The sequence below is a fragment of the Rhizobacter sp. Root404 genome, from assembly GCF_001425865.1.
Classification (GTDB): domain Bacteria; phylum Pseudomonadota; class Gammaproteobacteria; order Burkholderiales; family Burkholderiaceae_C; genus LMDS01.
In genome coordinates this window covers 285,091-310,198 of the sequence record NZ_LMDS01000004.1, presented here as the reverse complement: position 1 = coordinate 310,198, position 25,108 = coordinate 285,091, and the positions used below count along the sequence as shown (strand labels likewise).

Genomic DNA, 25,108 nt, shown 5'->3' with positions numbered 1-25,108 from the left:
ATGAACGACCCGATCGAAGCGCCTTGGGGGAGCCGCCAGGCACCCTGGTTGACCCACTACCCGCCCGGCGTGCCGGCCGAAGTGGATGTCCACGAATTCCCTTCGCTGAACGCCGTGCTGGCACGCAGCTGCGAGCGGTTCGGTCCGCTGCCGGCGTTCAGCAACATGGGCGTGGCGATGCGCTACGCCGATCTCGACCGCCACAGTCGCGCGTTCGCGGCATACCTGCAGCAGGTTCCCACCTTGTCGCGCGGTGCGCGCGTCGCGCTGATGATGCCGAATCTTCTGCAGTATCCGGTCGCGCTGTTCGGCGTGTTGCGTGCGGGCATGGTGGTCGTGAACGTCAATCCGCAGTACACGGCGCCCGAACTCGAGCACCTGCTGCAGGACTCGGGTGCAGGCGCCGTGATCGTTCTCGAGAACTTCGCGCACACGGTCCAGCAGGTGCTCGAACGCAACCCGTCGATGAATCTCGCCGTGATCAGCACCGAGGTCGGCGACATGTTCCCGACGATCAAGGAGGTCTTGACCAACCTCACGGTGCGGTACGTCAAGCACATGGTCCCGCCCTGGCACATCCCCCACGCGATCGGGTTCAACGACGCGTTGCGCGAAGGCCGCGAGGTGCCGATCAACGAGGTCGACGCGTCGCATAGGGACCTGGCCTTCCTCCAGTACACCGGGGGCACGACCGGCACACCCAAGGGCGTGATGCTGACCCACGGCAACCTCGTGGCCAACCTGCAGCAGCTGTCGGCATGGATGTCGCAGCACCTGGTCGAAGGTGGCGAGACCCTGGTGTGTCCGCTCCCCCTGTATCACGTCTATGCGCTGACCTGCAGCCTCGTCTTTCTGAAGATCGGCGCACACGACGTGCTGGTCACCAACCCGCGTGACCTGCATGCGTTCATCGGCGACCTGAAGCGGCAGCCCTTCTCGGTCATCATCGGCGTCAACACGTTGTACCGCGCGCTGCTCGATGCCCCCGAATTCGCCGATGTCGACACGCGGAGCCTGAAGGTCGCCAACGCCGGCGGCATGGCCGTCCAGCGCGTCGTGGCGCAGCGCTGGAAGGCCGCGACCGGCGTGCCGATCGTCGAGAGCTACGGCCTGTCGGAGACGTCACCGGGCGCGCTGTCCAACCCGCTCGACATCGACGAGTGGACCGGCAACGTCGGCATGCCGTTGCCGTCGACCCAGGCGGCGATCCTCGACGACGAGGACCACGAACTGGCGACCGGCGAGGTCGGCGAGATCTGCCTGCGCGGTCCGCAGGTGATGCGCGGCTACTGGATGCGCCCCGAGGAGACGCGCAAGGCGTTCACGCCGACCGGCTGGCTGCGGACCGGCGACATGGGCAGCATGGACGAGCGCGGCTGCTTCCGCATCACCGACCGCAAGAAGGACATGATCGTGGTGTCCGGCTTCAAGGTGTTCCCGAACCAGATCGAGGATGTGGTCGCGTTGCACCCCGGGGTGGCGGAGGTGGCCGCCGTCGGCGTGCCGGACGAGGCGTGCGGCGAGGTCGTCAAGTTGATCGTCGTTCCGTCCGGGTCGGGCGTGACCGAGCAGGTGCTGATCGAGCATTGCCACCTGCATCTGACCGGCTACAAGGTGCCCCGGATCGTCGAGTTCCGCACCGAGCCGCTGCCGAAGACCAACCTCGGCAAGATCCTGCGCCGTCAGTTGCGCGGCGCGGATGGGGCGCCCGCTTCCGGGACGGTGCGGCCATGAAGCGCCTGGCCGTTCTGACCAGCGGCGGCGACGCGCCCGGCATGAACGCGGCGCTGCGCGCGGTCGTGCGGGTGGGCGTGGCCAACGGCTTCGAGGTGTTCGGCGTGCACCACGGCTACCACGGGTTGATCCAGGGCACCTTCAAGGCGCTCGGTGCGCGGGACGTGGGCGGCATCATGGAGCGCGGCGGGACGGTCCTGGGCACCGCGCGCTGCGCCGCGATGTTCACCGAGGACGGTCAGGACCAGGCCCTGTTTCAACTGCGGCAACGCGACATCGACCGGCTGATCGTGATCGGCGGCGAAGGCTCGCAGACCGGCGCGCACGCGCTGGCGCGCAAGGGCCTCGCGGTGGTCGGCGTCGCCTCGACCATCGACAACGACCTGCTCGGTTCGGACATCACGATCGGTGCGACGACCGCGATCGACGTGGCACTCGAGTCGGTCGACCGCCTGCGCGTGACGGCCTCGTCGCTCGGCCGGGTCTTCCTGGTCGAAGTGATGGGTCGGGAGAGCGGCTACATCGCTGCCAATGTCGGCATCGCCTGCGGCGCCGAAGTGGTGGTCGTACCCGAATCGCCGGTCGATCCGGAGGACGTCGCCTCGGAAATCCTCGCCGCCTATGAACGCGGCAAGAGCCACGCGATCGCGATCGTCGCCGAGGGCGCCCGCCACAACGCCGAGGCGCTCGCGGACTACTTCGCGAAGCACCACGCCCGGCTCGGCTTCGACCTGCGCGTGTGCCGGCTCGGCCATGTGCAGCGCGGGGGCGCGCCCGGCGTGATCGACCGGATGCTGGCGACGCGGCTCGGCGCCGCGGCCGTCGCGCAGATCGACGCCGGCCCCACCGGCGTTCTGGTGGGCAGCGTGGCCGGCGCGATCGTCGCGACCGCGCTGAACGACGTCGCCGGGCGGAAGAAGGGGCTGGACCCGGCCCTGCTCGAACTGGCGCGCGTGCTGGCGCAATGAGCGCAACGGCGCGGCCGCATTGCAAGGAGAACGAACATGCTGGTCAAGGACATCTGCACACTCGACACTGCCACCTGCGGCCGCGACATCAGCCTGCTCGAGGCGGCGAACCTGATGCGCGAGCATCACACCGGCTGTCTCGTCGTCGTCGACGACCTGGACGGCGAACGCACGCCTGCCGGCGTGCTGACCGATCGGGACATCGTGATCGAGGCGCTCGCGCTCGGGCTCGACCCGGCCCTGACGCGGGTGTCACAGGTCATGTGCACGGCGTTGGTCGTCTGCGGAGATTCCGAGGACGTGTCCGAAGCGATCGAGCGGATGCGGCTGCACGGGGTGCGGCGCATGCCCGTGGTGGATCGCAGCGGGGGACTGATCGGCATCGTCACGCTGGACGACGTGCTGACCGTGCAGGCCGAACGCGGCGCCGCGCTGGCCGGCATCGTCTCGAAGGAGCAGGCGCGGGAGCGGCGCCACCGGCGCTGATGTCAAGGGCGGTCGACGAACGCCCGCACGAAGTCCAGCGACGACACGACCCCGACGATGTGGGCGCCGCTCGTCACGACGACGTGGTGGATGCGCTTATCGAGCATCGACCGCGCGACCTGAACGAGCGGCGTCGCCTCGTCCGCCATGATCGGCTTGTAGGTGCACAGCTGCCACGCCGGCACATCGCGCGGGTCGCGCCGCTGGGCATGGAACTGCAGCAGGTCGGTGGCGCTGATCACGCCGACCACGTTGCGCTGGTCGTCGACCACCGGCGCCCAGCTCAGTGTCTTGCCGTCGAACAGTTCCTCCACCTGCGCGATGCTGTCGTCCATGCCGACCGTGACGACGCGGCGCGTCATCAGGCTCGAAACCGGTTCGTTCATGGCGTGACCTCCAGGCGGGATGCGTGGGCGCGCGGGGATCGGCCCAGACGCTGCTCGACCTGCAGCACCAATCGGGTGACCGCGAGCAGGGTGTCGGGCGTCACGCTGATCGAGTCGATGCCGATCTCGACCAGGTACTCGGCCATCTCCGGGTAGTCGGACGGCGCCTGACCACAGATGCCGACATGGCGCGCGTTGCGGTGCGCGCCGTCGACCGCCATGCGCAGCATCGTCTTGACGCCCGGATCGCGCTCGTCGAAGTCGAACGCGACGAGTTCGGAGTCGCGGTCCACGCCGAGCACCAGCTGGGTCAGGTCGTTGGAGCCGATCGAGAAGCCGTCGAACGGCGCCGAGAACGCGTCGATCTGGATCACGTTGTTCGGGATCTCGCACATCACGTAGACCTCGAGGCCGTTGACCCCGCGCTCCAGGCCGTGTGCGGCCATCGTCTGCAGCACCAGTTCGGCTTCCTGCACACGCCGGCAGAACGGGATCATCAGCTTGACGTTGGTCAGGCCCATGTCCTCGCGCACCCGCTTCATCGCCGCGCACTCGAGCGCGAAGCCCTCGGCGTACGCCGGGTGGGCGTAGCGGGAGGCACCGCGGAAGCCGATCATCGGGTTTTCCTCGTGCGGCTCGAACCAGCGACCGCCGAGCAGGCTCGCGTACTCGTTCGTCTTGAAATCCGACATGCGCACGATCACCGGCTTCGGGTAGAACGCGGCCGCGATCATGCCGACGCCTTCGGCCAGCTGGCGCACGAAGAAATCCGCCGGTCGATCGAAGCCTTGCGTCAGCGTCGCGATCGCCGCGCGCGCGGCCGGATCGTCGATGCGCTCGGGGTGCACCAGCGCCATCGGGTGCGCCTTGATGTGCTCGGCGACGATGAACTCCATGCGGGCCAGACCGACGCCGTCGGTCGGCAGCATCGCCGTCTGGAACGCGACGTCCGGGTTGCCGACATTGACCATCAGCTGGGTGTGCGGTCGCGCCAGCGTCGTCAGGTCGGTCGAGGTGCGCGTGAACGCCAGGGCGCCAGCGTAGACGCGGCCGACCGCTCCGTCGGCGCACGACACGGTGACCTCGTCGCCGGTGCGCAGCGTCGTTGTCGCATCGTCGCAGCCGACGACCGCGGGAATGCCCAGCTCGCGCGCCACGATCGCGGCGTGGCAGGTGCGCCCGCCGCGGTTGGTCACGACCGCCGCGGCACTCTTCATCACCGTGCCCCAGTCGGGCATCGTCGTGTCGGCGACCAGCACCTCGCCGGGGCGGAACTGGCCGAGTTGCGCGACGTCGGTGATCACGCGGGCCCGGCCGGTCGCGACCCGGCCGCCCACCGCCCGGCCGCTGACGAGCGGCCGGCCCGCGCCGGTCAGGCGGTATTCGTCGACTTGACCGGTGGGTCGCTGCGAGACGACCGTCTCCGGCCGTGCCTGCAGGATGTAGAGCAGCCCGTCCACGCCGTCCTTGCCCCACTCGATGTCCATCGGCGTGGGTTGGCCGGCGCGTGCACTGTAGTGTTCCTCGATGCGCACGGCTGCATCGGCCAGCGTCAGCACCTCGGCGTCGTCGATGCAGAAGCGCGACTGGTCCGCGCGCGGCGTCGGCACGTTGCGGGTCGTCTCGCGGCCGGCACTGTGGCTGTAGACCATGCGGATCTCCTTGCCGCCCAGCTTGCGCCGCAGGACGCTTCGATGGCCCAGCCTCAGGGTCGGCTTGAAGACGTAGAACTCGTCCGGGTCGACGGTGCCCTGCACGACGTTCTCGCCGAGTCCGTAGGCGCCGGTGATGAGCACCGCATCTCGGAACCCCGATTCGGTGTCGAGCGTGAAGATGACACCGCTGGCGGCCCGGTCGCAGCGGACCATCTTCATCACGCCGACCGACTGGAAGACCTTGAAGTGGTCGAAGCCGTTGTCGACCCGGTAACTGATCGCGCGATCCTTGAACAGGCTGGCGAAGCAGCGCCGGACCGCGTCGAGCACCTTGGCCTCGCCGGCGATGTTCAGGAAGGTCTCGTGCTGACCGGCGAAGCTGGCGGTCGGCAGATCCTCGGCGGTGGCGGAACTGCGGATCGCGAAGGTCGCGACCGGGCCGTACTCGTCCTGCAGCCAGGCGTAGGCGGTGCTGATCTCGGCCACCAGGTCATCCGGCAAAGCGGCGCCGTACACGATCTCGCGGGCGAGCGCGGCGCGGCGGGCAAGGTCGTCGACATCGCGGCAGTCCAGGCCGCTGAGCGCCTGGTGCAGGCGCGTCCAGGCGTCGGCCTGGTCGAGCACATGGCGGTAGGCCTGCGCTGTGACCGCGAAGCCGTTCGGCACGCGCACGCCCTGTGTCCCGAGCTCGCGGTACATCTCGCCGAGCGAGGCGTTCTTGCCGCCGACCAGGCCGACGTCGTTGGCGCCGATGTCCATGAACCAGCGGATGTATTTCATGGTCGGCGGCCGCGGGGGCTGGGTAGGGGGGTTCATGGTCTCGTCTGGGCGCGTCGGGAGGCATCCAGCTTCGCAGCTGACGCGGCCCTTGAATATCGGCGGCGGGACCGATGCGGGCGCTGCATCGGCTGCAGCGTCGCTGGGATATGTCTGACTTGCGTTCGGACTTCTCCGAATCGCGTCGGCATTCGGATTCTTGATTTGCAGCAAGCGCAGTGGCCCGGTCTGAACTAGGCTCGCACGCATGCAGCCCACTCGCCCGCCCCGTGCCGCCGGACCGAACGCCAGTCCTCGCGCGTGGCCGGTCGGTGCGCGGTAATCGCATGCCCACGGCCCTGGAGCGTCTGTCGATCCGAAGCCGGCTGGTCCTGTTCGCCGCGGCCATCCTGTTGCCGGCCGGGCTGATGCTGGTCTGGTTCCTCGCGACCGAGGTGGTCCAGGCGCGCGAGGCTGCGCACGAGAAGGTCCGCATCCTGGCGATGGGCACCGCGGCCACGTTGCAGGCCCGGCTCATCCAGGCGGAAGCGCTGCTTGCGCAGCTCGCGGCCCGGCCGCTGGTGAAGACGCTCGATGCGGCGCGCTGCGATCCGATCGTCTCCAGCTTCGTGCCGCTGAGCCCCGAGTACCTGACGCTCGACCTGCGCGACGCGCGCGGCAGCCTCGTCTGTTCGATGTTGCCGATCCCGGCGCGCGCGCTGAACGCCGACGAGGCGCGCTGGTTCGCGACGGCCTGGCGGGCGAGCGGGTTCACGGCCAGCGGATCGGCCGTCGATCCGCGCACCGCCCGCAAGATCGTCTCGTTGAGCTACCCGGTTCGCGACGATGCGGGCAGGCAGGTGGGCCTGGTGGTGCTGGACGTCGACCTGCTCATCCTCAATCGGCAGTTGCTCGCGGCCACGCCTGCCGACGCGGTGGTGACCGTGGCGGACGCCGCCCGCGCGGTGGTGCTGCGATCGATCGAGCCCGCGGCGTTCATTGGCACGCTGCCGCCGGCGAGCGGTCCCGATCCGGCCGGGGGAGCACGCGAGGGCCTGCTCTCGACGATGGGTCGCGATGGCGTGCCCAGGCTGTTCGCGTTCGTGACGCTGCCCGGCCTGGATTGGCGCGTCGCCGCCGGCCTGCCCGAAGCCAGCGTGTTCGCGCCGTACCGCGACACGTTGCGCCGTACGCTGGGCCTGGTCATCGTGCTCGTGCTGATGGCGCTCGCGCTGGCCTGGCGCGTGAGTTCGGCGATCGTGCGGCCGATCGCCCAGCTGGCGGCAGCGGCCGAAGCGGCGGCCCGGGGTCAGGCCCGAGCCACCGAAGCGGGGCCACCGGAGATCCGCAAGGTCGCCACGCAGTTCAACCGCATGCTCGATGCGCGCGACGCCGCCGAGTCGGCGCGCCGCGACGCGGACGCCCGGTACCGGATGCTGGTCGACTGGTTGCCCGATGCGATTTCGGTGCATGTGGGCGGGCGCGTGCGCTTCGTCAACCGCGCGTGCGCGGAGTTGCTGGGCCGCGAAGCCCGGGACCTGATCGGCACCTCCAGCCTGGACGTTCTGCATCGCGAGGACCAGCAGGCCGCGCAGGCCCAGGTCGACACGGCGCTGTCGACCGGACAGGTGATCGCGCCCCGGGATCAACGCTTCATCCGCGGTGACGGCGTGTCGATCGATGTCGAGGTCAGCGGCACGCCGATCATGTACGAGGGCGAGCCGGCGGTGCTCGCGGCGATGCGCGACATCACGCCGCGCAAGCTGGCGGAAGAGCGCCTGGCCCGCAGCGAGGCGCAACTCCGCGGAATCGTCGAATCCGCCACGGTGGCGATCATCACGATCGACGAGCAGCAGACCATCCTGTCCGCCAACCCCGCGGCGGCATCGATGTTCGGCTACCGCCCGGACGAACTGCCGGGGGCGTCCCTCGAGCGCCTGCTGCCCCCGAAGCAGCGCGCCGCCCATGGCGACAACGTCCGGCGATTCGGCCTGCTCGAGACCGCGTCGCGCCACATGGGCCGCGCGCGCGACGTGATGGGCCTGCGCGCGAGCGGCGAGGAGTTTCCGATCGACGCCGCGATCTCGCACCTGAGCCTCGGCCGCGAGCGGCTCTACACCGTGATCATGCGCGACGTGTCGGAGCGCCGCCGGGCCGAGGACGCGCTGCGCAGCAGCGAGGCGGCACTGCGCCGGCTGCTGGTGACGCTGCCCGAGGCGGTACTCGTCTACACCGCGGGGCGCATCAGCTTCGTCAACGAGGCGGCACGCGCGCTGTTCGGCAGCGACGAAGCCGGTCTGCTCGGCCGCGAGCCGCTGAGCCTGGTCCACCCGGACTCGCGCGAGCCGGTTCGCGCGCGCATCGCCAGGCTCGCGGACGGCGACTCCGCGCTGCCGTTGCAGCAGGTGAAGATCGTCCGCGCCGACGACGAGGTGCGCCTGGCCGATCTCGCCGTCACGCAACTCGACGAACACGGACAGGGCACGATCGTCGTCGTGATGCGCGATGTCACCGCCCTGGTCGAAGCGCAGCAGGCGCTCGCCGGTTCGCATGCCGAGTTGCAGCGCCTGCTCGCCGTGAGGGACAGGGTGCAGGAGGACGAGCGCAAGCGCATCGCGCGCGAACTGCACGACGACCTGCAGCAGACCCTGGCCGCGATCCGGATCAACCTGGTCGCCTCGGCGCAGCGGCTCGATTCGGCCCCGGAGGACGTGGCGCCGCTGCTCGAAGAGACCAGCGAACTGGCCGCGACCGCGCTCGAATCGACCCGCCGCATGATCAACGACCTGCGTCCACAGATGCTCGAGGACCTGGGGCTGATGCCTGCGCTCGAGGCGCTCGCCACCCAGTTCAGCCGGCGCACCGGGATCGCCTGCCGGGTCCGGGGGTTCGTCGAAGGGGACCGCGTCGGGCCGCTGCCGGCCGCCACCGCGACCTGCCTCTACCGCGTCGCACAGGAGTCGCTGGCGAACGTGGCCAAGCATGCCGGTGCGAGCCATGTGCGCATCCTCCTGCTGCGCGGCAGCGACGATCGCGTCCTGCTGCGCATCCGCGACGATGGCCGCGGCATGGTCACTGGCGAGCCGCGCAAGCCGGCTTCCTTCGGGTTGCTCGGCATGCAGGAGCGGGTGCGCGCGCTGGCCGCGACGCTGCGCGTCCACAGCGAGCCCGGCGCGGGAATGACGATCGAGGTGACCGTGCCGCCGCCGAGCACCGTGGCCGTCGCTGCGCCCGGCGCCGCGCCGGATGGCGGTGGCGAACCGGCCGGCGGCGACGCGTCCACGCACCTGCTGCCGGCGGTCGTGGACGCGCTCGGCGGCAACGTGGCGGTGCTCGACCGCCAGGGCACCATCATGCTGGTCAACCACTCTTGGAAAGCCCACGCTGCGCTCGGCAGCAGCCCGTCGATGCTGCGCGGTGTGCCCGGCGAGAACTATCTCGAGGTCTGCCGGCGCCGCGCCCCGGCCGATCCGTTCGCCGAGCGCGCGTTGCAAGGCATGACGGCCGTGCTGAACGGTGGCGACGCGAGCTTCGTGCTCGAGTACCCGTGCCAGACGCCCGACGGCCTGCGCTGGTTCCGGATGCACGCGGCACCGATCGACAACCACCAGGTCCTCCTGACCCACATCGATGTGGCGGTCCAGGGCGATGCCCCGTCGGTCGGCTCAGTGCGGGGGCGCCGGTGAAGCGAGGTCAGCGCGCGGCGCTGCATCGGCGCGGATCGTTCCGGCGATCATCCCGGCGATCCAGTCGGTCGCGCGCATGAACTCGGTGGACTTGCCGTAGAAGGCGTCCGCGCCGGCGTCGAGATAGCTTTGCCGCAGCTTCGGCGACGGAAAATCGGACAGCGCCACGACCGCGATCCGCGGCCGCTGGCGCTTCACGTAGCGCAGCACATCGATGCCCTTGTCGCCATCGAGCAGGTTGACATCGAGGACGACGACATCGGGCTGGGCCGCATCGATCAGGTTCACGGCGTCGATCACGTCGCGTGCACATCCGACCACTTCGAGCCCCGCGACCGAACCGAGCAGGCGCGCGAGACTCTTCTGAACGCTCAACGAATCATCGACGATCACGATTCTCATCTTGGCGCTCCCGGGTCTCGAACGTCCCCATCATCGGTGCCGACGCGGTCACGCGTCCGGTGGGAACCGGGGGTTACGTCGCCCGGCGCGTGCGGCCCTTGCCGGGCACCTTCGCCACGGCGCGCCGGTGAGCGACGACCTCCGCGCCCTCGCGAACCCCGGCGGCGATCTGCCGCAGGCCCTGGGCCGCCAGGATCGCGACCTCGAGCGCGAACTCGAGCGACTGGGTCACCGTCGGGTAGCGCCTGGCCAACGCCACGAGCCTCTCGAGCGTCGCGTCGCGCGCATCGTGTGCGACCGGGGGTGCGGACTTGGACTTGGCCTGCTTGGACATCTCGATTCCTTTCCTTGTATGCATGGCGTAGCCTAGACGGCGGCAATCCGGCCGTCTTGAGCCGACTCAATCCTCTTCGCTTCGCCGCTTCTCCCGAACCACGCCAGCAGCGCCGCGTCGGCCGGGTCGAGCGCGAAAAGCGCCTCGGCAAAGGCGCGCTCCCGCGAATCGATCAGGCGAATCAGTTCCTGCGCGCCGTCCATGGCGCTGAAGGCGTCGAAGCCGGCTTCCAGGAAGCGCTGCAGGCCGCCCAGCCCGGTGGCGCGCGCGGGCAGTCGCATCAGCCACAGGCTGCGTCGAATGACCTGGTTGCGGGTCAAGGCATCGAGCTGGGTGGCCAGCAGCACCGTCGAGGCGATCTGGGTCTCGCGGTCGGCACGGCGCCCCGTCTGCTGCCATGCGAGCGCGTACCGATGCGGTGTCCAGTCGGCGCTCGACGCGTGCCGGGCCATCGCCGTGTCCAGCACCTCGGTCAGCGCGTGCAGATCCGACAGGACGACGACGGCGCGCACGACCTCGGCAGGAAACAGGCGCACGAGCGCCGGCACGACGCGCGCGAACTGGGCATCCCGGTCGCTGAAATCCGCGGGACCGTACAGCTGCTCCAGGAAGAAGCGCGCCGCGCGGCCGTAGCGCGCGCTCGACAGGAGGTCGGCGTAGGTGACCGCGAAGCGGCGCTGCTGAAAGGCCTGCAGACCCGCGACACACGCACCCAGCACCCGATCGGTCGCGCGTTCGGCACGGGCGGCCGAGACGATCTGCAGGTCCGCGAGGATGACGGAGGCGGCGGCACTCATGCCGTGGTGGTCGTCGCTTCCGGGTCGCGCGCCATGGCCTCGAACTCGCGGTCGAACCGACGGGTGATCTCCTCGGGGTCGGGCACCAGGTGCGCGTCGGAGATCACCGCCATCGTGGCCGTGCCCGCGTAGCTCAGGATGCTGGCGCCCAGGCCGAGCTGGCGCCCGGGGTGCGGCACCCAGAACATGGCGCGATCCACCGGCACGCCCGCCAGGGAGAGCGTCTCGCGCGGACCCGCCACGTTGGTCATCACGAGGCTGGCCTTGGCGCCGAACAGATCGGTGGCGGCGTCCTCGACGACCTTCGGCGTCCGCCCGAAGAGGTCCAGCAGCAGCTTCATCGCGACCGGCTCGGCCGAGTGCTTGAGCGCGTCCATCCGCGCCTTCGTCAACGCCAGCCGCTGGGCGCGCCGCGAACTCGTCACGGCCAGATCGAGGATCACCAGCCCGAACTCATTGCCGAGCTCGCCGATGCGCTCCGCGCTGCGCAGGTCGACCGGCACCATCGCACGGACCGTGGTGTGATCCACATCGACGCCGCGCCGCCGCAGGTACCCGCGCAGGGCGCCGGTGAAGCAGGCGACGAGCACGTCGTTCACCTTCGCGCCGTGGCGCGCGCCGATCGCCTTGACATCGGCGATGGCCACCGGCCTTGACCAGCCCACCTGCTGGCGCGGGCCGAACTCGCCCTTCAGAGGGGACGGCGGATCGTCCTGCTTCAGCAGCTCCTGCAACAGCATGCCGGCGCCGGCAACCAGCTGCACCGCGTGGTCGACCATCGACGCCGCAGGCGCCGGCTGCGGGCGAGCGAGACCGGCCGACACGGGGGCCGCGCGGCGCCGGGACGTCGGCACGGGGTCGAACAGCCGGCTCATCACGCCCATCATCGCCGTGCCGTCTGCGAGGCAGTGATGCAGCCGCATCACCAGGGCGCTGCCGCGGTCCACCCGTTCGACGAGATGGACCTGCCACAGCGGTTGCGCGGGATCGAGCCGCGTGCTGGCGATGTCGGCGATGAACGCCGTGAGCGCCTTTGCGTTCCGCGGCGCGGGCAGCGCCACGTGGTGCAGGTGCAGGTCGGGATCGAAGGGCTCGACATCCTGCCAGTACGGCACGGGCACCGCCAGCCCGCGCTCGACGACCCGCTGGCGGAACCGCTCGAACGCGGTGATGCGCTGCCCGATCTGCGCGCGCACTTGCACGAAGTCCAGCGGCTTCGTCGTCAGCAGCAGGCCGGTCACCATGGCGCGATTCGCCGGTCCGTCCATGTGGAACCAGGCCGCATCCAGCGGACTCATCGGATGCAGCGCCATGACGGTGGTCCGGTACGCAGGCGGTGGTTTTCAGAACCGGTAGACAGCGCCGAACGAGTACACGATCGGGCGGAAGTCGATCGTGGTGCGCAGAACGGTCGCGCCGGAGGCGACCACGTTGCTCTTCACCCGCAAGGCCGCCACGCTGGCGAACAGGCCCCACTCGCGATTGAGTGCGTAATCGATGCCGGCCTGCGCGGCCCAGCCGGTCGAATCGCTCATCGTCACGTCCGACGCGAGCTTCGATTCGATGCGCACGAACTTGGTGTAATTGACGCCCGCGCCGAGGTAAGGGCGCCAGATGTCGCCCGGGGCGCCGAAGTGGTAGTTCACGAACAGCGTGGGCGTGACGTTTCGCGCCGACAGCACGTTGTCGCCGAGGAAGGCCACCGAGCCGGTGGCGTTCGCCTTGATCTTCGGCGGCAGACCGATCACGAACTCGGCGCCGATTTCCGGCGTCAGCATGCGCTCGTAAGTCAGGATGATCGTCGTGGCATTGCCGGTCTCGGCGTCTGCGCCGGGCGGCACGCCGACGCCCGTGATGCCGTTGGTCCGCGAGTGCGTCGTGTACTCCGAGACGCCCAACTTGACGACATTGACCTGTGCCGCGGCTCCCGCCGCGGCGAGCAGGGCTGCGAAGAAAGCGACGAAGTTTTGAAATCCAGCTTGCATCAGATGTCTCCCTTTGCCTGTGGCACCGTTTCCGACCCTCGAGAGTCTCGCCAGTCGGACACCGCGTCGATTGAGCCTGCTCAGGCAGTGCGCAGGTCGAGAGGGCGATGGGTCGTCGAGCGATGAGATCGACGCGCCGCTGAGCAGGCTCAAGTCGGCGGATCTGGCGCAGACGCACACTCGTCCCGATCGCGCATCGGAGTGTCGGATGATCTTTGACGAGTACAACTTTGGAAACTACCGGATATTCGCGGGCGCCATCGAAGGCCCGTTCGGCGATGGCTTCATCGGCGCGGTCGTGGTGGACCGCGTGGGAGACCAGCGGCAGTCGCCCGACCCGATCTTTCAGGACGAGGCCCTGTGTTGCGGGCACCGGTGGCAAACCGGTGAGGAGGCACTGAAATTCGCCATGCGCAAAGGCATGGAGAAGGCCCTCGCTGCGCGGCATGCGGCGCTCAATCGGCAGGATTGACCGCGCCGGACCACCGCAGCACGCCTTGCCCGCGTCGTTATCCGACGGTCAATTCGTCGATCACGGCACGCACCCCCGGTGCCTTCCAGGCGACGCCCTGGGCGGCTTCGCGTTCCTGCCACGAGTGGACGTTCCCGGTCAGTCGGACGGTGCCGCCATCGACGCTGACGCGGATGCGCCTGGACTCGCGGATGGCCTGGCGGGTCAGCGCCTTCTCGATCCTCGTGGAGATGGCGGTTTCATTCGCACGCGGGCGCAAGGCGATCTCGTTGGATACCGAGACGACGCCGATCAACGGACGGATGGCCGTCTCGGCGGCACGGCGCTGGAACTGCCATTCGACTTCGCCGCGCAGCACCACGCAGCCCTGATCGACCGTCAGCGCGATCGCATCGGCCGGTATCGCGGCGTTGCACCGCAGGGCGTGTTCGGCATCGCGGGCGATGTCGGTGTCGTTGCGCTGGTGGCCGGGTGCCAGACGGACATCGAGCTCGAGCGCGCACGCCTTGACATCGGGGATCCGCTGCACCGCCCGCAAGATGGCGTGCCGCTCGGCGTGGGTGTCGACGTGTCCGCTGATCGTGGCCACGCCGTCGCCGACCGACACGCCCACGTGCTCGGCGTTGATCTCGGGATCCCAGGCCAGTTCCCCGGTGATGTCACGCTTGATCTCCGCATCCGTCTTCATCGGAGGTCTCCTCGGGTCATGCTCGCCGGCCTGCGGGTCGTCACCTGCACCTTCGGTTCGCGCGGGAACGTCGACTGGATGCGGGTGAGCAGGGCGAGCGCGCGCGGCGTCCGTCGGTAGCGCAACTCCTCCTGCAGGTCGCCGAGCACGTCGCGGTCATCCGGCGACGATGCGAACAGCGCTTCGAGCTGCCCGATGTCGCAGGTCTTCAGCGAGCCGTTTCCGGGCGGCGTGCTCATGGCGATCACACCGGGTCCGCGGGTCGATCGACCGCGGCCTCGGCTTCGAACCAATCGTCCAGCGCGTGGCCGTCGACCCGGCCGCGGGCCTCGTAGAAGCCGTACGCCGTCTCGCGGATCACCCGGTCGCGGGTGACGGCCTCGTCCTCCGGCAGCGGATCGGGGGCCGCGTGAATGCGCGACGGCGCGGCGCGCCGCTTGGTCGCGTGCTTGGGGGTCGGCCCTGAGGCCGTCGTGTGAAGCTGCATGTCTTGCCTCCGTGGGGTGAAATGCCGCGTCGTGCGCGGCGTCGTTTCAAGGTAGCGCACGGACTCGGATCGCGCTTGAGCGCGCTCAAGAGAAGCGATGGTCGCGGCGTCCGTCACAGACGCAGGACGCATTCTTCGTTTGGGCCCAGTGCGGCGATCGGGCAGACCCAGACCGGCCGGGTGCCGATCTCGCGCTGCAGGAATCCGAGGAACGCGGCGGCCGGCCCGGCATCCACCGGCCTTGAGCCTGCTCAACGATCGAGGCGGCGCGGGCGCTACCGTGATCGTGTCGATCAACGATCCACAGAGGCTTCCATGTTCAAGCACATCCTGGTTCCCACCGATGGTTCCCCCTTGTCCGAAGGCGCGGTGCTGAAAGGCATCGAGCTCGCGCGCGCACTTGGCGCACGCGTCACCGGGCTGCATGTCACGCCGCATTTCCAGGTGCTCACCTACCGGACCGACATGCTGGAGGACACGCGCGAGGAGTTCGATCGCGACAGCCAGGCGGCCGCCGATCGGCACCTCGCTTTCGTCCGCAAGTCCGCGGACGAGATGGGCGTGCCGTGCACCACGTTGCGCGCCGTCAGCGACGACGTCGACCAGGCGATTCTCGACACCGCGCACCAGCACGCGTGCGACCTGATCGTCATGGCCTCGCACGGGCGCCGCGGCCTGGATCGCGTGCTGATGGGCAGTCAGACCCAGCGCGTGACCACGCACTCGCGGGTGCCGGTGCTGGTCTGGCACTGACATCGGTTCGGCAGCATGGCGAAGGCCTGGCCGCACGGCGTCTGGATCGCGCTGGCGATCGTGTTGACGGTGGGGACGCTGGCGGCGCTGGTCGCCCTGGGTGTCGTCTGGATGTTGTCGTATTCGGATTGAACGCGCCGGCGACGCGGCCGTCAGTGCGACATCAGAAGCGGCACCGGCGCCGCGCCGAGCAGGGCGCGGGTGGCGCCGCCCAGCACCGCCTCGGCCCAGCGCGCATGGCCGTAGGCCCCCATCACGACCAGATCGGCCTGGGAGGTCGCCACCCGCTCGCGCAACGCGCGGGCGACGTCGCCGCCGGCGAGGACGACATCCGCATGCACCTGCACGCCGTGACGCGCCAGCCAGGCGGTCGGCGCGGCCAGGGGCGGCAGCCCGTGCGGATCCGTGTGCTCGGCGTCGTCGATCCACTGCACCAGCTCGACACGCTGCGCGCGCCGCAGCAGCGGCAGCGCGTCCGACGCGGCGCGGGCCGCTTCGCGCGTGTCGTTCCAGGCGACCAGGATGCGCTCGCCCAACGCTCCGTGATGACCCGCCCGCGGCAGCACCAGCGTCGGCCGCGGGCTGTGCAGCACGACATCCTCGACCAACGTGTCGCCCGCCGTCGCCTCGCTCTGGGTCAGCACGACCAGGTCACTGCAGCGCGCGTGGCCCAGCACCGCGGCCAGCTTGTCGGCTTCCTCGATGTGCGCCTCGAACGACGCGATGCTCGCCGCACGGCAGGCATCGCGGAACTGGTCCACGGGGCGCTCGGCCTGATCCCGGAGCCGGTCCCAGACGCGCGACGCCGTCGCGCCGAGCGAGTCGGCCAGCGGCGGCACCTTGCGCAGATCGCGCAGGTCGGTCGCCGCCAGACCGACCAGGTGCCAGTCGAGAAGCGCGGCGAGCCGGACCGCACACTGCACGCGCGCGGCGTTCTCCTTGGACCGGTCGAGCAGGACGAGCAGGCTGCCTTGGGTCATGCGCGTCTCACTGGATCGCGATGGCCTTGCTGCCACCGCCTTCGCGCTTCGGCAGCTCGAGCTTGAGGACGCCGTCTTCCAGCTTGGCGACGACATTGCGCGAGTCGATCTCGTGCGCCAGCGAGAACGCGCGTGACGCGCTGCCGTGGTACGTCTCCTTCAGCACCACGCGACCGGCGGATTTCTCCTCGTGTTCGCGCTTCACGTCGGCCGAGATCGACACGAAGTTTCCGTCGACGTTGATGCGGATGTCTTCCTTCTTCGCGCCCGGGATCTCGGCGCGGACCTCGTAGGCCTTGTCCTTTTCCGTCACGTCGATGCGGATCTCGCCGGGGGCCTCGTCGGTGATGCGCGTGGACAGGCCCCAGCGGCGGAACAGTTCGGGGAACATGCGATCGATCGGATCGAGGCGGGTCAATGCGCTCATGAGTCTCTCCTTGGACAGGTTGGTGTGACGGGAACAATCGGTGCCGGTCCCATGACCTCGGCTTCGATCAGTCTAGGAAGCCGATCCCGATCGGGATTGAGGCTGATCAAGGGATCAGCACCGCGGCGCCCTGGACGCGGCCGGCACACAGATCCGCCAGCGCCCGGTTCGCATCCGCCAGGGCATAGTCGGTCGTCCTGGCGACGAGCCCGATGCGGGCGGCGAGTTCGAGAAACTCGGCGCCGTCCGCGCGGGTCAGGTTCGCCACCGACAGCAGCTGGCGCTCGCCCCACAGCAGTTCGTAGGGGAAGGCGGGGATGTCGCTCATGTGGATGCCGGCGCACACCACGCGGCCGCCCTTGGCCACCGCGTGCAATGCCACTGGGACCAGCTCGCCGGCCGGGGCGAAGATGATCGCGGCGTCCAGCGGCCACGGCGGCGCGTCGCCTGCGTGGCCGGCCCAGTCGACCTGCAACTCGCGCGCGAAGGCCTGGGACTCGACGTCGCCGGCGCGGGTGAACGCGCAGACGGTGCGCCCTTGCCAGGCCGCGACCTGCGCGACGAGGTGTGCGGCGGCACCGAAGCCGTAGAGCCCGAGGCGCCGGCCCGGCCCGGCCAGCTTCAACGCCCGCCAGCCGATCAGGCCGGCGCACATCAGCGGTGCCAGCGACGCGGCCGGCCGTTGCGCCGCGCCACCCCGCAGCGCGAAGGCGTAGCGCGCATCCGCGACGACCGCGGTGGCATAGCCGCCGTCGCGCGTGTAGCCGGTGAAGGTCGGATGGTCGCAAAGGTTCTCGCGCTGCGCGGCGCAGTAGGGGCAGGTGCCGCACGTGTGCCCCAGCCACGGCACGCCGACCCGGTCGCCGAGCGCGAGGCCCTCGACGCCGGTGCCGATCGCGGCGACACGGCCGACGATCTCGTGGCCCGGAATGACCGGCAGCGTCGGGTCGGCGAGTTCGCCGTCGATCAGGTGCAGGTCGGTGCGGCAGACGCCGCAGGCCTCCACGCGGACGCGAATCTCCCCGGCCCCGGGCACCTTGTCGGGCAGCTCGGTCCACTTCAGCGGCTCGCCGATCCGGTTCAGCACCATCGCCTGCATGCACGGCCTTTCCGTGGCCGTCGGGCGGCGGCCTCCGGGCAGAGCATCGGCGTCGGGGTGCCGCGCTTGTTGCGTTTGCTCAATGGGTTGCGCACCCGCCTGTCGGACCATCGTCGCTCTCATCGAAGGCCTGCCCATGAGACCCGCCCTTTTCGGTCCCTCCGCCCAGACGCGGGATGCCCTGCTGTCGTCGGCCTGCACCGTGGTGCTTGCCGGCGGGCGCGGAACCCGGCTGCGCGAGCTCACCGACATGCGCGCCAAGCCCGCGGTTCCGTTCGGCGGCTCGTCGAGGCTCATCGACTTCACGCTCAGCAACTGCTTCAACTCGGGGCTGCGGCACGTCAGGGTCCTGGCCCAGTACCAATCGCACACGCTGACGCGGCACATCGCCCGGGCCTGGACGTTCCCGTCCCCGTTCCAGGCCGATTCGGTCGAGGTCTTCACCGCGCGAGAGTCCGACGACGGCGGCTACCGCGGCACCGCCGACGCGGTTCACCAGAACGCCGAGATCCTGCGCGCCAACGCGCCGGAACGGGTCGTCGTTCTGGCAGGCGACCACCTCTACAAGATGGACTACCGCGCAATGCTCGACGAACACGTCCGCCGCGACGCCGACGTGACCGTGGGCTGCGTCGATGTGCCGGTCGATCGCGCGTGCGAGTTCGGGGTCGTCCGGCGCGACGAGGACGGCCGGGTGCGGGCGTTCTGCGAGAAGCCGGGTCGGGCGGAGTCGACGGCCGGCACGCCCGGCTGGACGGTCGCGAGCATGGGCGTCTACGTCTTCCGCGCGGAACTGCTCTGGCGCGAACTGGCGCGCGATGCCGCGGACCCGCAGTCGTCTCACGACTTCGGGCGCGATCTGCTGCCGGCGCTGGTGGCGCGCTGCCGCGTGTTCGGGCATGGCTTCGCGGGCTATTGGCGCGACATCGGCTCGCCCGGCGCGTACTGGTCGGCCCACATGGACCTGCTGGGGTCGGCGCCGCGCCTGGACCTCGTCGATCCCGCCTGGCCGGTCCGCGGCGATGTCGCGCCGCTGGCCGGCGCGCGTTGGGTGCCCGACGACCGCGGCCAAGGCGGCACGGTCGAGGACTCGCTGTTGTACGGCGGGGGCGTGGTGCGCGGCGGCCACGTGCGCCGCTCGGTGCTCTACCCGGGCTTCGCGATCGGCGAACGCAGCATGATCGAGGAGTCGGTCGTGCTGCCGGGGGTGACTCTCGGGCGCCAGGTCGTTCTGCGACGCGTGATCGTCGACGAGGGCTGCGTCCTGCCCGACGGCATCCGGATCGGCATCCATCCCGGCGAGGACCGCGCCCGATTCACGGTCACCGCGGAGGGAATCACGCTGGTGACGGCGCGCATGCTCGCGGCAGGATCGTAGGCGGCCCGGCATGGTCGTGCTGCGGAACGGACCGAAGCCACCGGGCCCGCCCGGGTGGCGCGGGCTGCTGTCGATTCCCGAGGGCGCCCGGTCGCTGGTCGTCATCCTGCCCGGCGGCGCCAGCGGGTCGCGTGACGACCTCTCCGAAGGCATTGCGAGGGCCTGTCGCCAGCGCGGCATCGCGACGTTCAGGTTCCCGGCGCGCTTCGGGCCGTCCGACGCGGGGTGGCCGGTCGATCAGGATCGCGCCGGCCGCCGGATCGCCGACGTGCTCGACTGGACGGTGGCGCACCGGTCGACGCGCGACCTGGCCAAGGGCTTGTCGGCCGCCGGCTCGGGCGTCGCCGCAGCGGTGATCGCGGCGGCGGTGCGCTCGGACCAGGTCGCCGGGCTGGTGTTCCATGCCGGTCGCCCGGACCATGCGCTCGACTGCCTGTCGGAACTGGAGGCCGCGACGCTGTTCGTCGTCGGTTCCGAGGATCGGCACCTGATCGAGGTCAACCGGGTCGCCTACCGGCAACTGCACTGCGTGCGCCGCTTCGAGATCCTGCCGGGCCTGTCCCGAACGCTCGAAGGCCCCGGCGCGATCGACAGCGTGGCCGCGCTGTCGGCCAGCTGGTTCGAGTCGCACCTACACGGCGGCCATGCCGCCTGACGCACTGCCGCGCATCCGATCCAGGTTCACGTGCGTGACCAGGAAGTTGCGCGCATCGATCGGTGCGATGTGCATGCGAAACCAGAGGGCCTGCGTGGGCGAGTTGCACGGGTACTCCATCGAAAAGTCGGGCGCCCGGCCGTCCAGCACGTCGGTCATGCCGCGCAGTGCGACCCGGGCCAGCGGATCGCTGGCCGCGCTGCGCCGACACACGTCCAGGTAGTTGACGCCAGGCCCGCAACCGCGCATCTCCGGGTCGCCGCCCTGCGCGGCGAACGCGCACCACGCCCGATTGACCAGCGAGATCGTGCCCGTCCTGTCGATCAGCGCGACGTTGCCGCCGAGTGCCTCGATGATCGCGGGCAACAGGTGCGTCGGCGTCGGGGTCGCTGCCGGCGCAAGCAGCAACGGCGCCGGACCGGCCGTGCGCGTCTCGGACGGGCCGGCCACGAACACGTCGACCGTGGTGCCGATGCCCGGCGTGCTCGTGACGGTCAGCGTCCCGCCGACCGCCAGCACCCGTTCCTGCATCCCCAGGATGCCGAACGAGGCGGGATGGCGCGGCACCGCGGTCGCCGTGCCGCGGCCGTCGTCGCGGATCCGCAGCAGGATCTCGCCGTCGTGGGCGCGCCGGTAGGTCACCTCGACCCGGCCGGCATGGGCGTGCTTGGCCACGTTGCCGAGCGCCTCCTGCGCCGTGCGATACAGGCAGGTGGCCAGCGCGGAGGGCAGCGGCGAGGAGGGCGGGCCGTCGTCGGTTCCGCCGAAGACGCATTCGATCCGGAAGCGCCGGCGGAACTGCGAAAGCAGCGCCTCGAGCGCATCGATCAACCCCAGGTCCTCGAGCATCTGCGGCCGCAGGTCGTTGATGATCCGGCGCGTCGATTCCATCGCGGTGCCGGCCAGCTCGCCCGTCTCCTGCAGCAGATGCGCCACGTCGGGCAGGCTCGGCGCGATGCGGTTCGCGGCCGCGGTGATGTCGATGCGGATCGCGGCGAGTGCCTGCTGCAGGTCGTCGTGCAGTTCGCGGGCGATGCGCCTGCGCTCGTTTTCCTGCACCCGGTCCTGCGCGGCGATCAGCCGGCGCAAGGTGGCGTGCGATTCCGCCAGGGCCTGCCGGGCCTGCGCCAACTCGGTGGTGTCGCGCAGCACCAGCACGATCGCGCCCTGCACCTGTTCCTCGAAGCGAGTCGAGGCGGCCTCCACGACGCGCACCGCGCCGTCCGGGCGCAGGAGCTCAATGCGCATGACCGGCGCCGCGGGTGTCTGGTCTTCCGGCTTCAGCAGGTGCGAGCGCACCAGGTCGGCCGAGCGCGGGTGGACCAGCGCGAGCAACTCGGCTTGCAGCAGATGCGGTTCGTCACGCGCCAGCAGCAGCTCGGCGGCACGGTTGACGAAGGCGATGCGGTCGTGGCGGATGACGAGCACGGCCTCGGGAAGTGCCTGCAGCAGGCGCCGCAGTGACGCCTCGCTCTGGCGCAACGCCTCTTCGGCATGCCGACGATCGGAGATGTCCCGCAGCACCGCGGTGAAAACGTGCTCGCTGCCTATCTTCACGCGCGAGATCGCGACATCGACCGGAAACTCCGTGCCATCGGCGCGCAGCGCCATGACGTCGCGCTCGCGGCCCATCTGGCGCGGTGCGGGGCCTTCGAGGCCGAAGCGCTGCACATCCGATTCGTGGCCCGCGCGGTGGCGCTCCGGCATCAGGCGCGCCAACGGGCTCTGCAGGAGCTCATCGGCCGGGTAGCCGAACATCGCGCAGGCGGCGGGGTTGACGGTGAGGATCCGCTGCCGCGAGTCCGTGGTGATGATGCCCACGCTCGCCGAGCCGACGATGTCGTGGATCAGCGCGTGATTGCGCGCGAGCGTCGCCCCGCCTCTGCTGCGCGTCGCGACCCCACGCACCTGCGCGTGACGTCGGACGGGCAGGTGGCGCTTGTCGAGCATGAACGGGGCGGTGACGGTCGACCGTCAGGTGTCGCCGTCGGGCGTCGACCGGGCGGACGCTCCGAATCCCGAATCCTCGGACCCCAGATCGTTCTCGAGCCCGTAGCGGATCAGGGAAGCCGAGTTCGGGAGCTGCAGCTTCTCGAGAATCCGGCTCTTGTGGGTGCTGACGGTCTTGACCGACAGGTGCAGCGCCTCCGCGATATCGGTCAGGCGCTCGCCGGCGACGATCCGGTGCATCACATCGAGCTCGCGGTCCGACAAGGTGCTGTGACGCGGCGCGCGCGCCACGCCGCTGAGTTGCTGCACCAGTCGCTCGGCCAGGCTGGCCGTCACATAGGACCCGCCATCGGCGACTTTGGCGACCGCCGCCGCGAGTTCGGAGGCGGCGCTGTCCTTGGTCAGGTAACCGTTCGCGCCGGCCTTGAACGCACGCATCGCGTACTGCTCCTCGGCGTGCATGCTCAGCACCATCACGGCCATCGTCGGATAGGCGGCTTTCATCCGGCGGATGAGTTCGAGCCCGGGCATCCCCGGCATGGACAGGTCCACGATCGCCAGCGAGAACGGCGTCTGCCGCAGGCGGTCGAGCGCCTGGAAGGCGGTCGCCGCTTCGGTGACCACCCAGTCCGCGAGCGGCTCGAGGATGCGCTTGATGCCTTCGCGGACGATGGTGTGGTCGTCGACCAGCAGCAATGAACGCGGGCGGCCGGATCGCGGGGGGTTGAGTGATACATACGCGTCCATGGGCCGAGGGTAGGGCCGCCAGACACGGCGGCGACGTGCGGAATCACTCGCTCAGTTGACAAAGATCAACATTCAAAGCTTAGGGACGTTCCCCGCCGGCGTCACCCGGGAAAATTCGGGTCTGCCGTCATCGGGAAGCGGGCAGGCGTTCGGAAAAGCCTGAACGGAACAGAACGAAGTCCGGAAGGGCCGTCGGCGCATCTCGGGGCCAAGTGCGCTGGCCTTCCGATTGGCGTCGCGACGCCCGGGTGCCATTCTCGGGCCATCGAACGAATGCCACTCCGTCGGACCTGCTATGAACCCACTCCGCGCCATCGCCGACCCGTCCCCGGGCCGCCACATCAAGCTGCTGCCGCCCCCCGATGGCGCATCGGACGGGCGCAGCGCGCTCGCCGATCTCCTGCGCCTGATGTGCGTGAACACCGAGGAGCGCGCGGTCCCCGACATCCCCCTCCTGATCCGTCGCGTGGGCACCGGCGAGGCGTTGTTCCGCGAGGGGCTGCCGGCCCATTCGATCTACTTCGTCCGCAGCGGCACGTTCAAGACCCTGCACACGGGTCTGGACGGCTACGAACAGGTGCTCGGGTTCTTCGGCAAGGCGGAAGTGCTCGGCTTCGACGCGGTCTGCGCCGCGGCCCACCCGACCGAGGCGATCGCGCTGGAGGACTCCAGCGTGTTCGTGCTCGGCGTGCAGGGCCTGCAGGGTCGCCTGGACACCTGCCCGGTGCTGGCGCGCGTGATCCACCGCGCCGTCAGCGAGGCGCTGGTGCGGCAAGGGGAGATCGCCGACGTGATGGCGGCGGTCGCGGCCGAAGTGCGCCTCGCGCGCTTCCTGCTCAACCTGTCGCACCGGATGCTCGAGTCCGGGCAGTCGCCGAGCCGCTTCGTGCTGCGCATGACGCGCCGGGACATCGGCAGCTACCTCGGGGTCGCGCACGAGACGGTCAGTCGCTCGTTCACCGCGCTGGCCGCCTGGGGGCTGGTGGCCGTCGCCAACCGCGAAGTGCGGATCGTCGACATGGAACAGTTGCGGCACTTCTCGCTGGGCACGCGCCGCCAGATCGACGACGCGAGCCGCAAGGAACTGACCTGCGCGGCCCGGCGCGCCGCGTGAGACCGCGCGCGGGGCTGGAATGACCGGAGGAGGGTGACCATGCTGAAGCTGCTCGTCGCGGTCGACGGCTCCGCGCAGTCGTTGAAGCCGATCGAGTCATTGGGCCAATGGACGCGGCGCGGCGTGCCGCTGAAGATCGTGCTGGTCAACGTGCTCGGCAGCGCGCCCTCCGCGGGCGAGATGCCGGCGGAGCACCGCGACGCTTTCAAGGCCGCGCAGCGGCGCGCGCAGCACCGGTTGTTGCAGGAGGCGGAATCGCGCGCACTTGGATGCGGCGTGTCGCTGCACGGCATGCTGGCCCTCGAAGGCCCACCGGCGCAGGAGATCGTGCGCGCGGCGACCACGCAGGGGGTCGACCTGATCGTGATGGGCGCACACGGAAGCGATGCCGTCGGCGGCGGGAGCCTGGTGCCCGGCTCGGTGGCACAGCGCGTCCTGTGCCTGGCCGGTCATCCTGTCCTGCTGGTGCCGTAGCGCCGCCGTGTCAGGACGGCTGCACCTTGAGTTCGTTCATCACGCTGGTGACCCCGGGTGCGGCCCACGCGGCCGACGAGGCGGCGCTCACGTCGCTCCAGGAAGCCACCGATCCCCTGAGGGTGACCGACGCGCCGGCGACCTTGACCTCGATGCCCCGGGCCGCCTCTTCCGCGTGGCGCACCAGCGCCTCGCGGATCCGGTGGGCCACGTTGGCTTGAACGACGCCCGGCTTCAGCGTGATGCCGTTGCTCACGCCCACCACGCCCATCAGCGGTCGCACCGCTCGCTCCGCTTCGCGCCGCTGGTACTCCCAGCTGACGTCGCCCCGGAGCGTGACCCAGCCCTTCTCGACCATGATCTGGATGCGGTCGGCAGGCACCAGGGCACTCCACTTGAAGGCCGCCTCGATGGCGGCGGCGATCTCGGTGTCGCTGCGCTGGTGGCTCGGATCGAGCGTGACGTCGATCTCCACCGCGATGCCCTTGACGCCCTGCACCCGCTGCGTCGCCTTCTCGGCAGCGTACTTCTCGGCATAGGTGTCGAGGTGCCCGGTCAGCGTGACCACACCGTCCTTGACCGCGACACCGACCCGGGTGGCGTTGATCGACGGGTCCCAATCGAGTTCGGCCGTCACGTCCTTCTTCAACTGCACGTCTGTCTTCATGTCCTGTCCTTCGGTACGGCGGCGCGTC

Annotated in this window: 26 protein-coding genes; 10 read left to right on the top strand and 16 right to left on the bottom strand. The window is 70.1% G+C overall.

The features are described 5' to 3' along the window. From ASC76_RS06050 to ASC76_RS06040, 3 genes are read left to right on the top strand one after another with little or no spacing between them, the layout of a single operon-like run. Window positions 1-1,734 carry an AMP-binding protein gene (locus ASC76_RS06050; protein WP_056463968.1) on the top strand — a complete coding sequence of 578 codons (1,734 nt, stop codon included), beginning with the start codon at window positions 1-3 and terminating at the stop codon, window positions 1,732-1,734. Then, window positions 1,731-2,702 (top strand): ATP-dependent 6-phosphofructokinase, encoded by a 972-nt coding sequence (locus tag ASC76_RS06045; protein WP_056463965.1) that lies wholly within the window; start codon window positions 1,731-1,733, stop codon window positions 2,700-2,702. Before ASC76_RS06050 ends, ASC76_RS06045 begins: the two co-directional genes overlap by 4 nt. A gap of 36 nt (window positions 2,703-2,738) precedes the next feature. Further along, complete coding sequence (locus tag ASC76_RS06040) at window positions 2,739-3,188, top strand: CBS domain-containing protein (protein WP_056463963.1); 450 nt, start codon at window positions 2,739-2,741, stop codon at window positions 3,186-3,188. Between the two features lie 2 nt (window positions 3,189-3,190). Here the strand turns inward: ASC76_RS06040 and ASC76_RS06035 are convergent, their stop codons facing one another. Together ASC76_RS06035 and ppsA are read right to left on the bottom strand one after the other, a co-directional pair. Beyond that, window positions 3,191-3,574, bottom strand: coding sequence for a CBS domain-containing protein (locus ASC76_RS06035; RefSeq protein ID WP_056463961.1), 384 nt, complete (start codon window positions 3,572-3,574; stop codon window positions 3,191-3,193). Next, entirely contained in the window at window positions 3,571-6,045 is a 2,475-nt protein-coding gene (gene ppsA / locus ASC76_RS06030) for a phosphoenolpyruvate synthase (protein ID WP_056463959.1), read from the bottom strand. The genes ASC76_RS06035 and ppsA overlap by 4 nt, the downstream gene beginning before the upstream one ends. Before the next feature lie 287 nt (window positions 6,046-6,332). Between ppsA and ASC76_RS06025 the strand changes: the two genes are divergently transcribed. After that, window positions 6,333-9,671: a PAS domain S-box protein gene (locus tag ASC76_RS06025; protein ID WP_056463957.1), complete on the top strand. Its 3,339-nt coding sequence runs from the start codon at window positions 6,333-6,335 to the stop codon at window positions 9,669-9,671. On the opposite strand, the gene ASC76_RS06020 is transcribed toward ASC76_RS06025, so the two are convergent. The 5 genes from ASC76_RS06020 to ASC76_RS06000 form a co-directional block, all read right to left on the bottom strand. Beyond that, the gene (locus ASC76_RS06020) at window positions 9,651-10,073 is read right to left on the bottom strand and encodes a response regulator transcription factor (protein WP_056463955.1); all 423 of its coding nucleotides are present in this window, start codon (window positions 10,071-10,073) and stop codon (window positions 9,651-9,653) included. The two genes, ASC76_RS06025 and ASC76_RS06020, sit on opposite strands and share 21 nt — an antisense overlap. Before the next feature lie 73 nt (window positions 10,074-10,146). Beyond that, complete coding sequence (locus ASC76_RS06015; RefSeq protein WP_056463953.1) at window positions 10,147-10,407, bottom strand: hypothetical protein; 261 nt, start codon at window positions 10,405-10,407, stop codon at window positions 10,147-10,149. 32 nt (window positions 10,408-10,439) lie between these two features. After that, window positions 10,440-11,204 (bottom strand): hypothetical protein, encoded by a 765-nt coding sequence (locus tag ASC76_RS06010; protein ID WP_157615342.1) that lies wholly within the window; start codon window positions 11,202-11,204, stop codon window positions 10,440-10,442. Beyond that, complete coding sequence (locus ASC76_RS06005; RefSeq protein WP_056463951.1) at window positions 11,201-12,517, bottom strand: wax ester/triacylglycerol synthase family O-acyltransferase; 1,317 nt, start codon at window positions 12,515-12,517, stop codon at window positions 11,201-11,203. Before ASC76_RS06005 ends, ASC76_RS06010 begins: the two co-directional genes overlap by 4 nt. A gap of 30 nt (window positions 12,518-12,547) precedes the next feature. Then, window positions 12,548-13,189 carry an OmpW family protein gene (locus ASC76_RS06000; protein WP_056463949.1) on the bottom strand — a complete coding sequence of 214 codons (642 nt, stop codon included), beginning with the start codon at window positions 13,187-13,189 and terminating at the stop codon, window positions 12,548-12,550. Between the two features lie 70 nt (window positions 13,190-13,259). Here ASC76_RS06000 and ASC76_RS05995 point away from each other — a divergent pair, with 70 nt between their 5' ends. Further along, entirely contained in the window at window positions 13,260-13,661 is a 402-nt protein-coding gene (locus ASC76_RS05995) for a hypothetical protein (protein ID WP_056463947.1), read from the top strand. A 37-nt stretch (window positions 13,662-13,698) separates the two neighbouring features. On the opposite strand, the gene ASC76_RS05990 is transcribed toward ASC76_RS05995, so the two are convergent. The 3 genes from ASC76_RS05990 to ASC76_RS25675 are packed head-to-tail and all read right to left on the bottom strand — an operon-like array spanning window position 13,699 to window position 14,836. Then, complete coding sequence (locus ASC76_RS05990) at window positions 13,699-14,349, bottom strand: BON domain-containing protein (RefSeq protein WP_056463946.1); 651 nt, start codon at window positions 14,347-14,349, stop codon at window positions 13,699-13,701. Further along, entirely contained in the window at window positions 14,346-14,588 is a 243-nt protein-coding gene (locus ASC76_RS05985; RefSeq protein WP_157615340.1) for a hypothetical protein, read from the bottom strand. Before ASC76_RS05985 ends, ASC76_RS05990 begins: the two co-directional genes overlap by 4 nt. A gap of 5 nt (window positions 14,589-14,593) precedes the next feature. After that, complete coding sequence (locus ASC76_RS25675) at window positions 14,594-14,836, bottom strand: DUF2934 domain-containing protein (protein WP_056463942.1); 243 nt, start codon at window positions 14,834-14,836, stop codon at window positions 14,594-14,596. A 315-nt stretch (window positions 14,837-15,151) separates the two neighbouring features. Here ASC76_RS25675 and ASC76_RS05975 point away from each other — a divergent pair, with 315 nt between their 5' ends. Further along, entirely contained in the window at window positions 15,152-15,589 is a 438-nt protein-coding gene (locus ASC76_RS05975; RefSeq protein ID WP_056463940.1) for a universal stress protein, read from the top strand. A gap of 152 nt (window positions 15,590-15,741) precedes the next feature. Here the strand turns inward: ASC76_RS05975 and ASC76_RS05970 are convergent, their stop codons facing one another. From ASC76_RS05970 to ASC76_RS05960, 3 genes are all read right to left on the bottom strand, one after another. Next, window positions 15,742-16,569: a universal stress protein gene (locus ASC76_RS05970; RefSeq protein WP_056463937.1), complete on the bottom strand. Its 828-nt coding sequence runs from the start codon at window positions 16,567-16,569 to the stop codon at window positions 15,742-15,744. 7 nt (window positions 16,570-16,576) lie between these two features. Continuing rightward, on the bottom strand, window positions 16,577-16,996 hold the full coding sequence (locus ASC76_RS05965) for an Hsp20/alpha crystallin family protein (protein WP_056463935.1): 420 nt from the start codon (window positions 16,994-16,996) through the stop codon (window positions 16,577-16,579). Window positions 16,997-17,102: 106 nt separating this feature from the next. Further along, window positions 17,103-18,095, bottom strand: a complete 993-nt coding sequence (locus tag ASC76_RS05960; protein WP_056463933.1) for a zinc-dependent alcohol dehydrogenase family protein — start codon at window positions 18,093-18,095, stop codon at window positions 17,103-17,105. A 136-nt stretch (window positions 18,096-18,231) separates the two neighbouring features. Here ASC76_RS05960 and ASC76_RS05955 point away from each other — a divergent pair, with 136 nt between their 5' ends. Both ASC76_RS05955 and ASC76_RS05950 read left to right on the top strand, forming a co-directional pair. Beyond that, complete coding sequence (locus tag ASC76_RS05955) at window positions 18,232-19,473, top strand: glucose-1-phosphate adenylyltransferase (protein WP_056463932.1); 1,242 nt, start codon at window positions 18,232-18,234, stop codon at window positions 19,471-19,473. 10 nt (window positions 19,474-19,483) lie between these two features. Next, the gene (locus ASC76_RS05950) at window positions 19,484-20,128 is read left to right on the top strand and encodes an alpha/beta hydrolase (protein ID WP_056463930.1); all 645 of its coding nucleotides are present in this window, start codon (window positions 19,484-19,486) and stop codon (window positions 20,126-20,128) included. Here the strand turns inward: ASC76_RS05950 and ASC76_RS05945 are convergent. Both ASC76_RS05945 and ASC76_RS05940 read right to left on the bottom strand, forming a co-directional pair. After that, complete coding sequence (locus ASC76_RS05945) at window positions 20,105-22,078, bottom strand: PAS domain S-box protein (RefSeq protein WP_056463928.1); 1,974 nt, start codon at window positions 22,076-22,078, stop codon at window positions 20,105-20,107. The genes ASC76_RS05950 and ASC76_RS05945 overlap by 24 nt on opposite strands. 24 nt (window positions 22,079-22,102) lie before the next feature. Further along, the gene (locus ASC76_RS05940; RefSeq protein WP_371262086.1) at window positions 22,103-22,774 is read right to left on the bottom strand and encodes a response regulator; all 672 of its coding nucleotides are present in this window, start codon (window positions 22,772-22,774) and stop codon (window positions 22,103-22,105) included. Between the two features lie 346 nt (window positions 22,775-23,120). On the opposite strand from ASC76_RS05940, the gene ASC76_RS05935 reads away from it, so the two are divergent. Then, complete coding sequence (locus ASC76_RS05935; protein WP_056463924.1) at window positions 23,121-23,939, top strand: Crp/Fnr family transcriptional regulator; 819 nt, start codon at window positions 23,121-23,123, stop codon at window positions 23,937-23,939. Window positions 23,940-23,978: 39 nt separating this feature from the next. Next, window positions 23,979-24,413, top strand: coding sequence for a universal stress protein (locus ASC76_RS05930; RefSeq protein WP_056463921.1), 435 nt, complete (start codon window positions 23,979-23,981; stop codon window positions 24,411-24,413). A gap of 10 nt (window positions 24,414-24,423) precedes the next feature. On the opposite strand, the gene ASC76_RS05925 is transcribed toward ASC76_RS05930, so the two are convergent. Further along, the gene (locus ASC76_RS05925; RefSeq protein WP_056463920.1) at window positions 24,424-25,080 is read right to left on the bottom strand and encodes a BON domain-containing protein; all 657 of its coding nucleotides are present in this window, start codon (window positions 25,078-25,080) and stop codon (window positions 24,424-24,426) included. Window positions 25,081-25,108 lie beyond the last annotated feature (28 nt).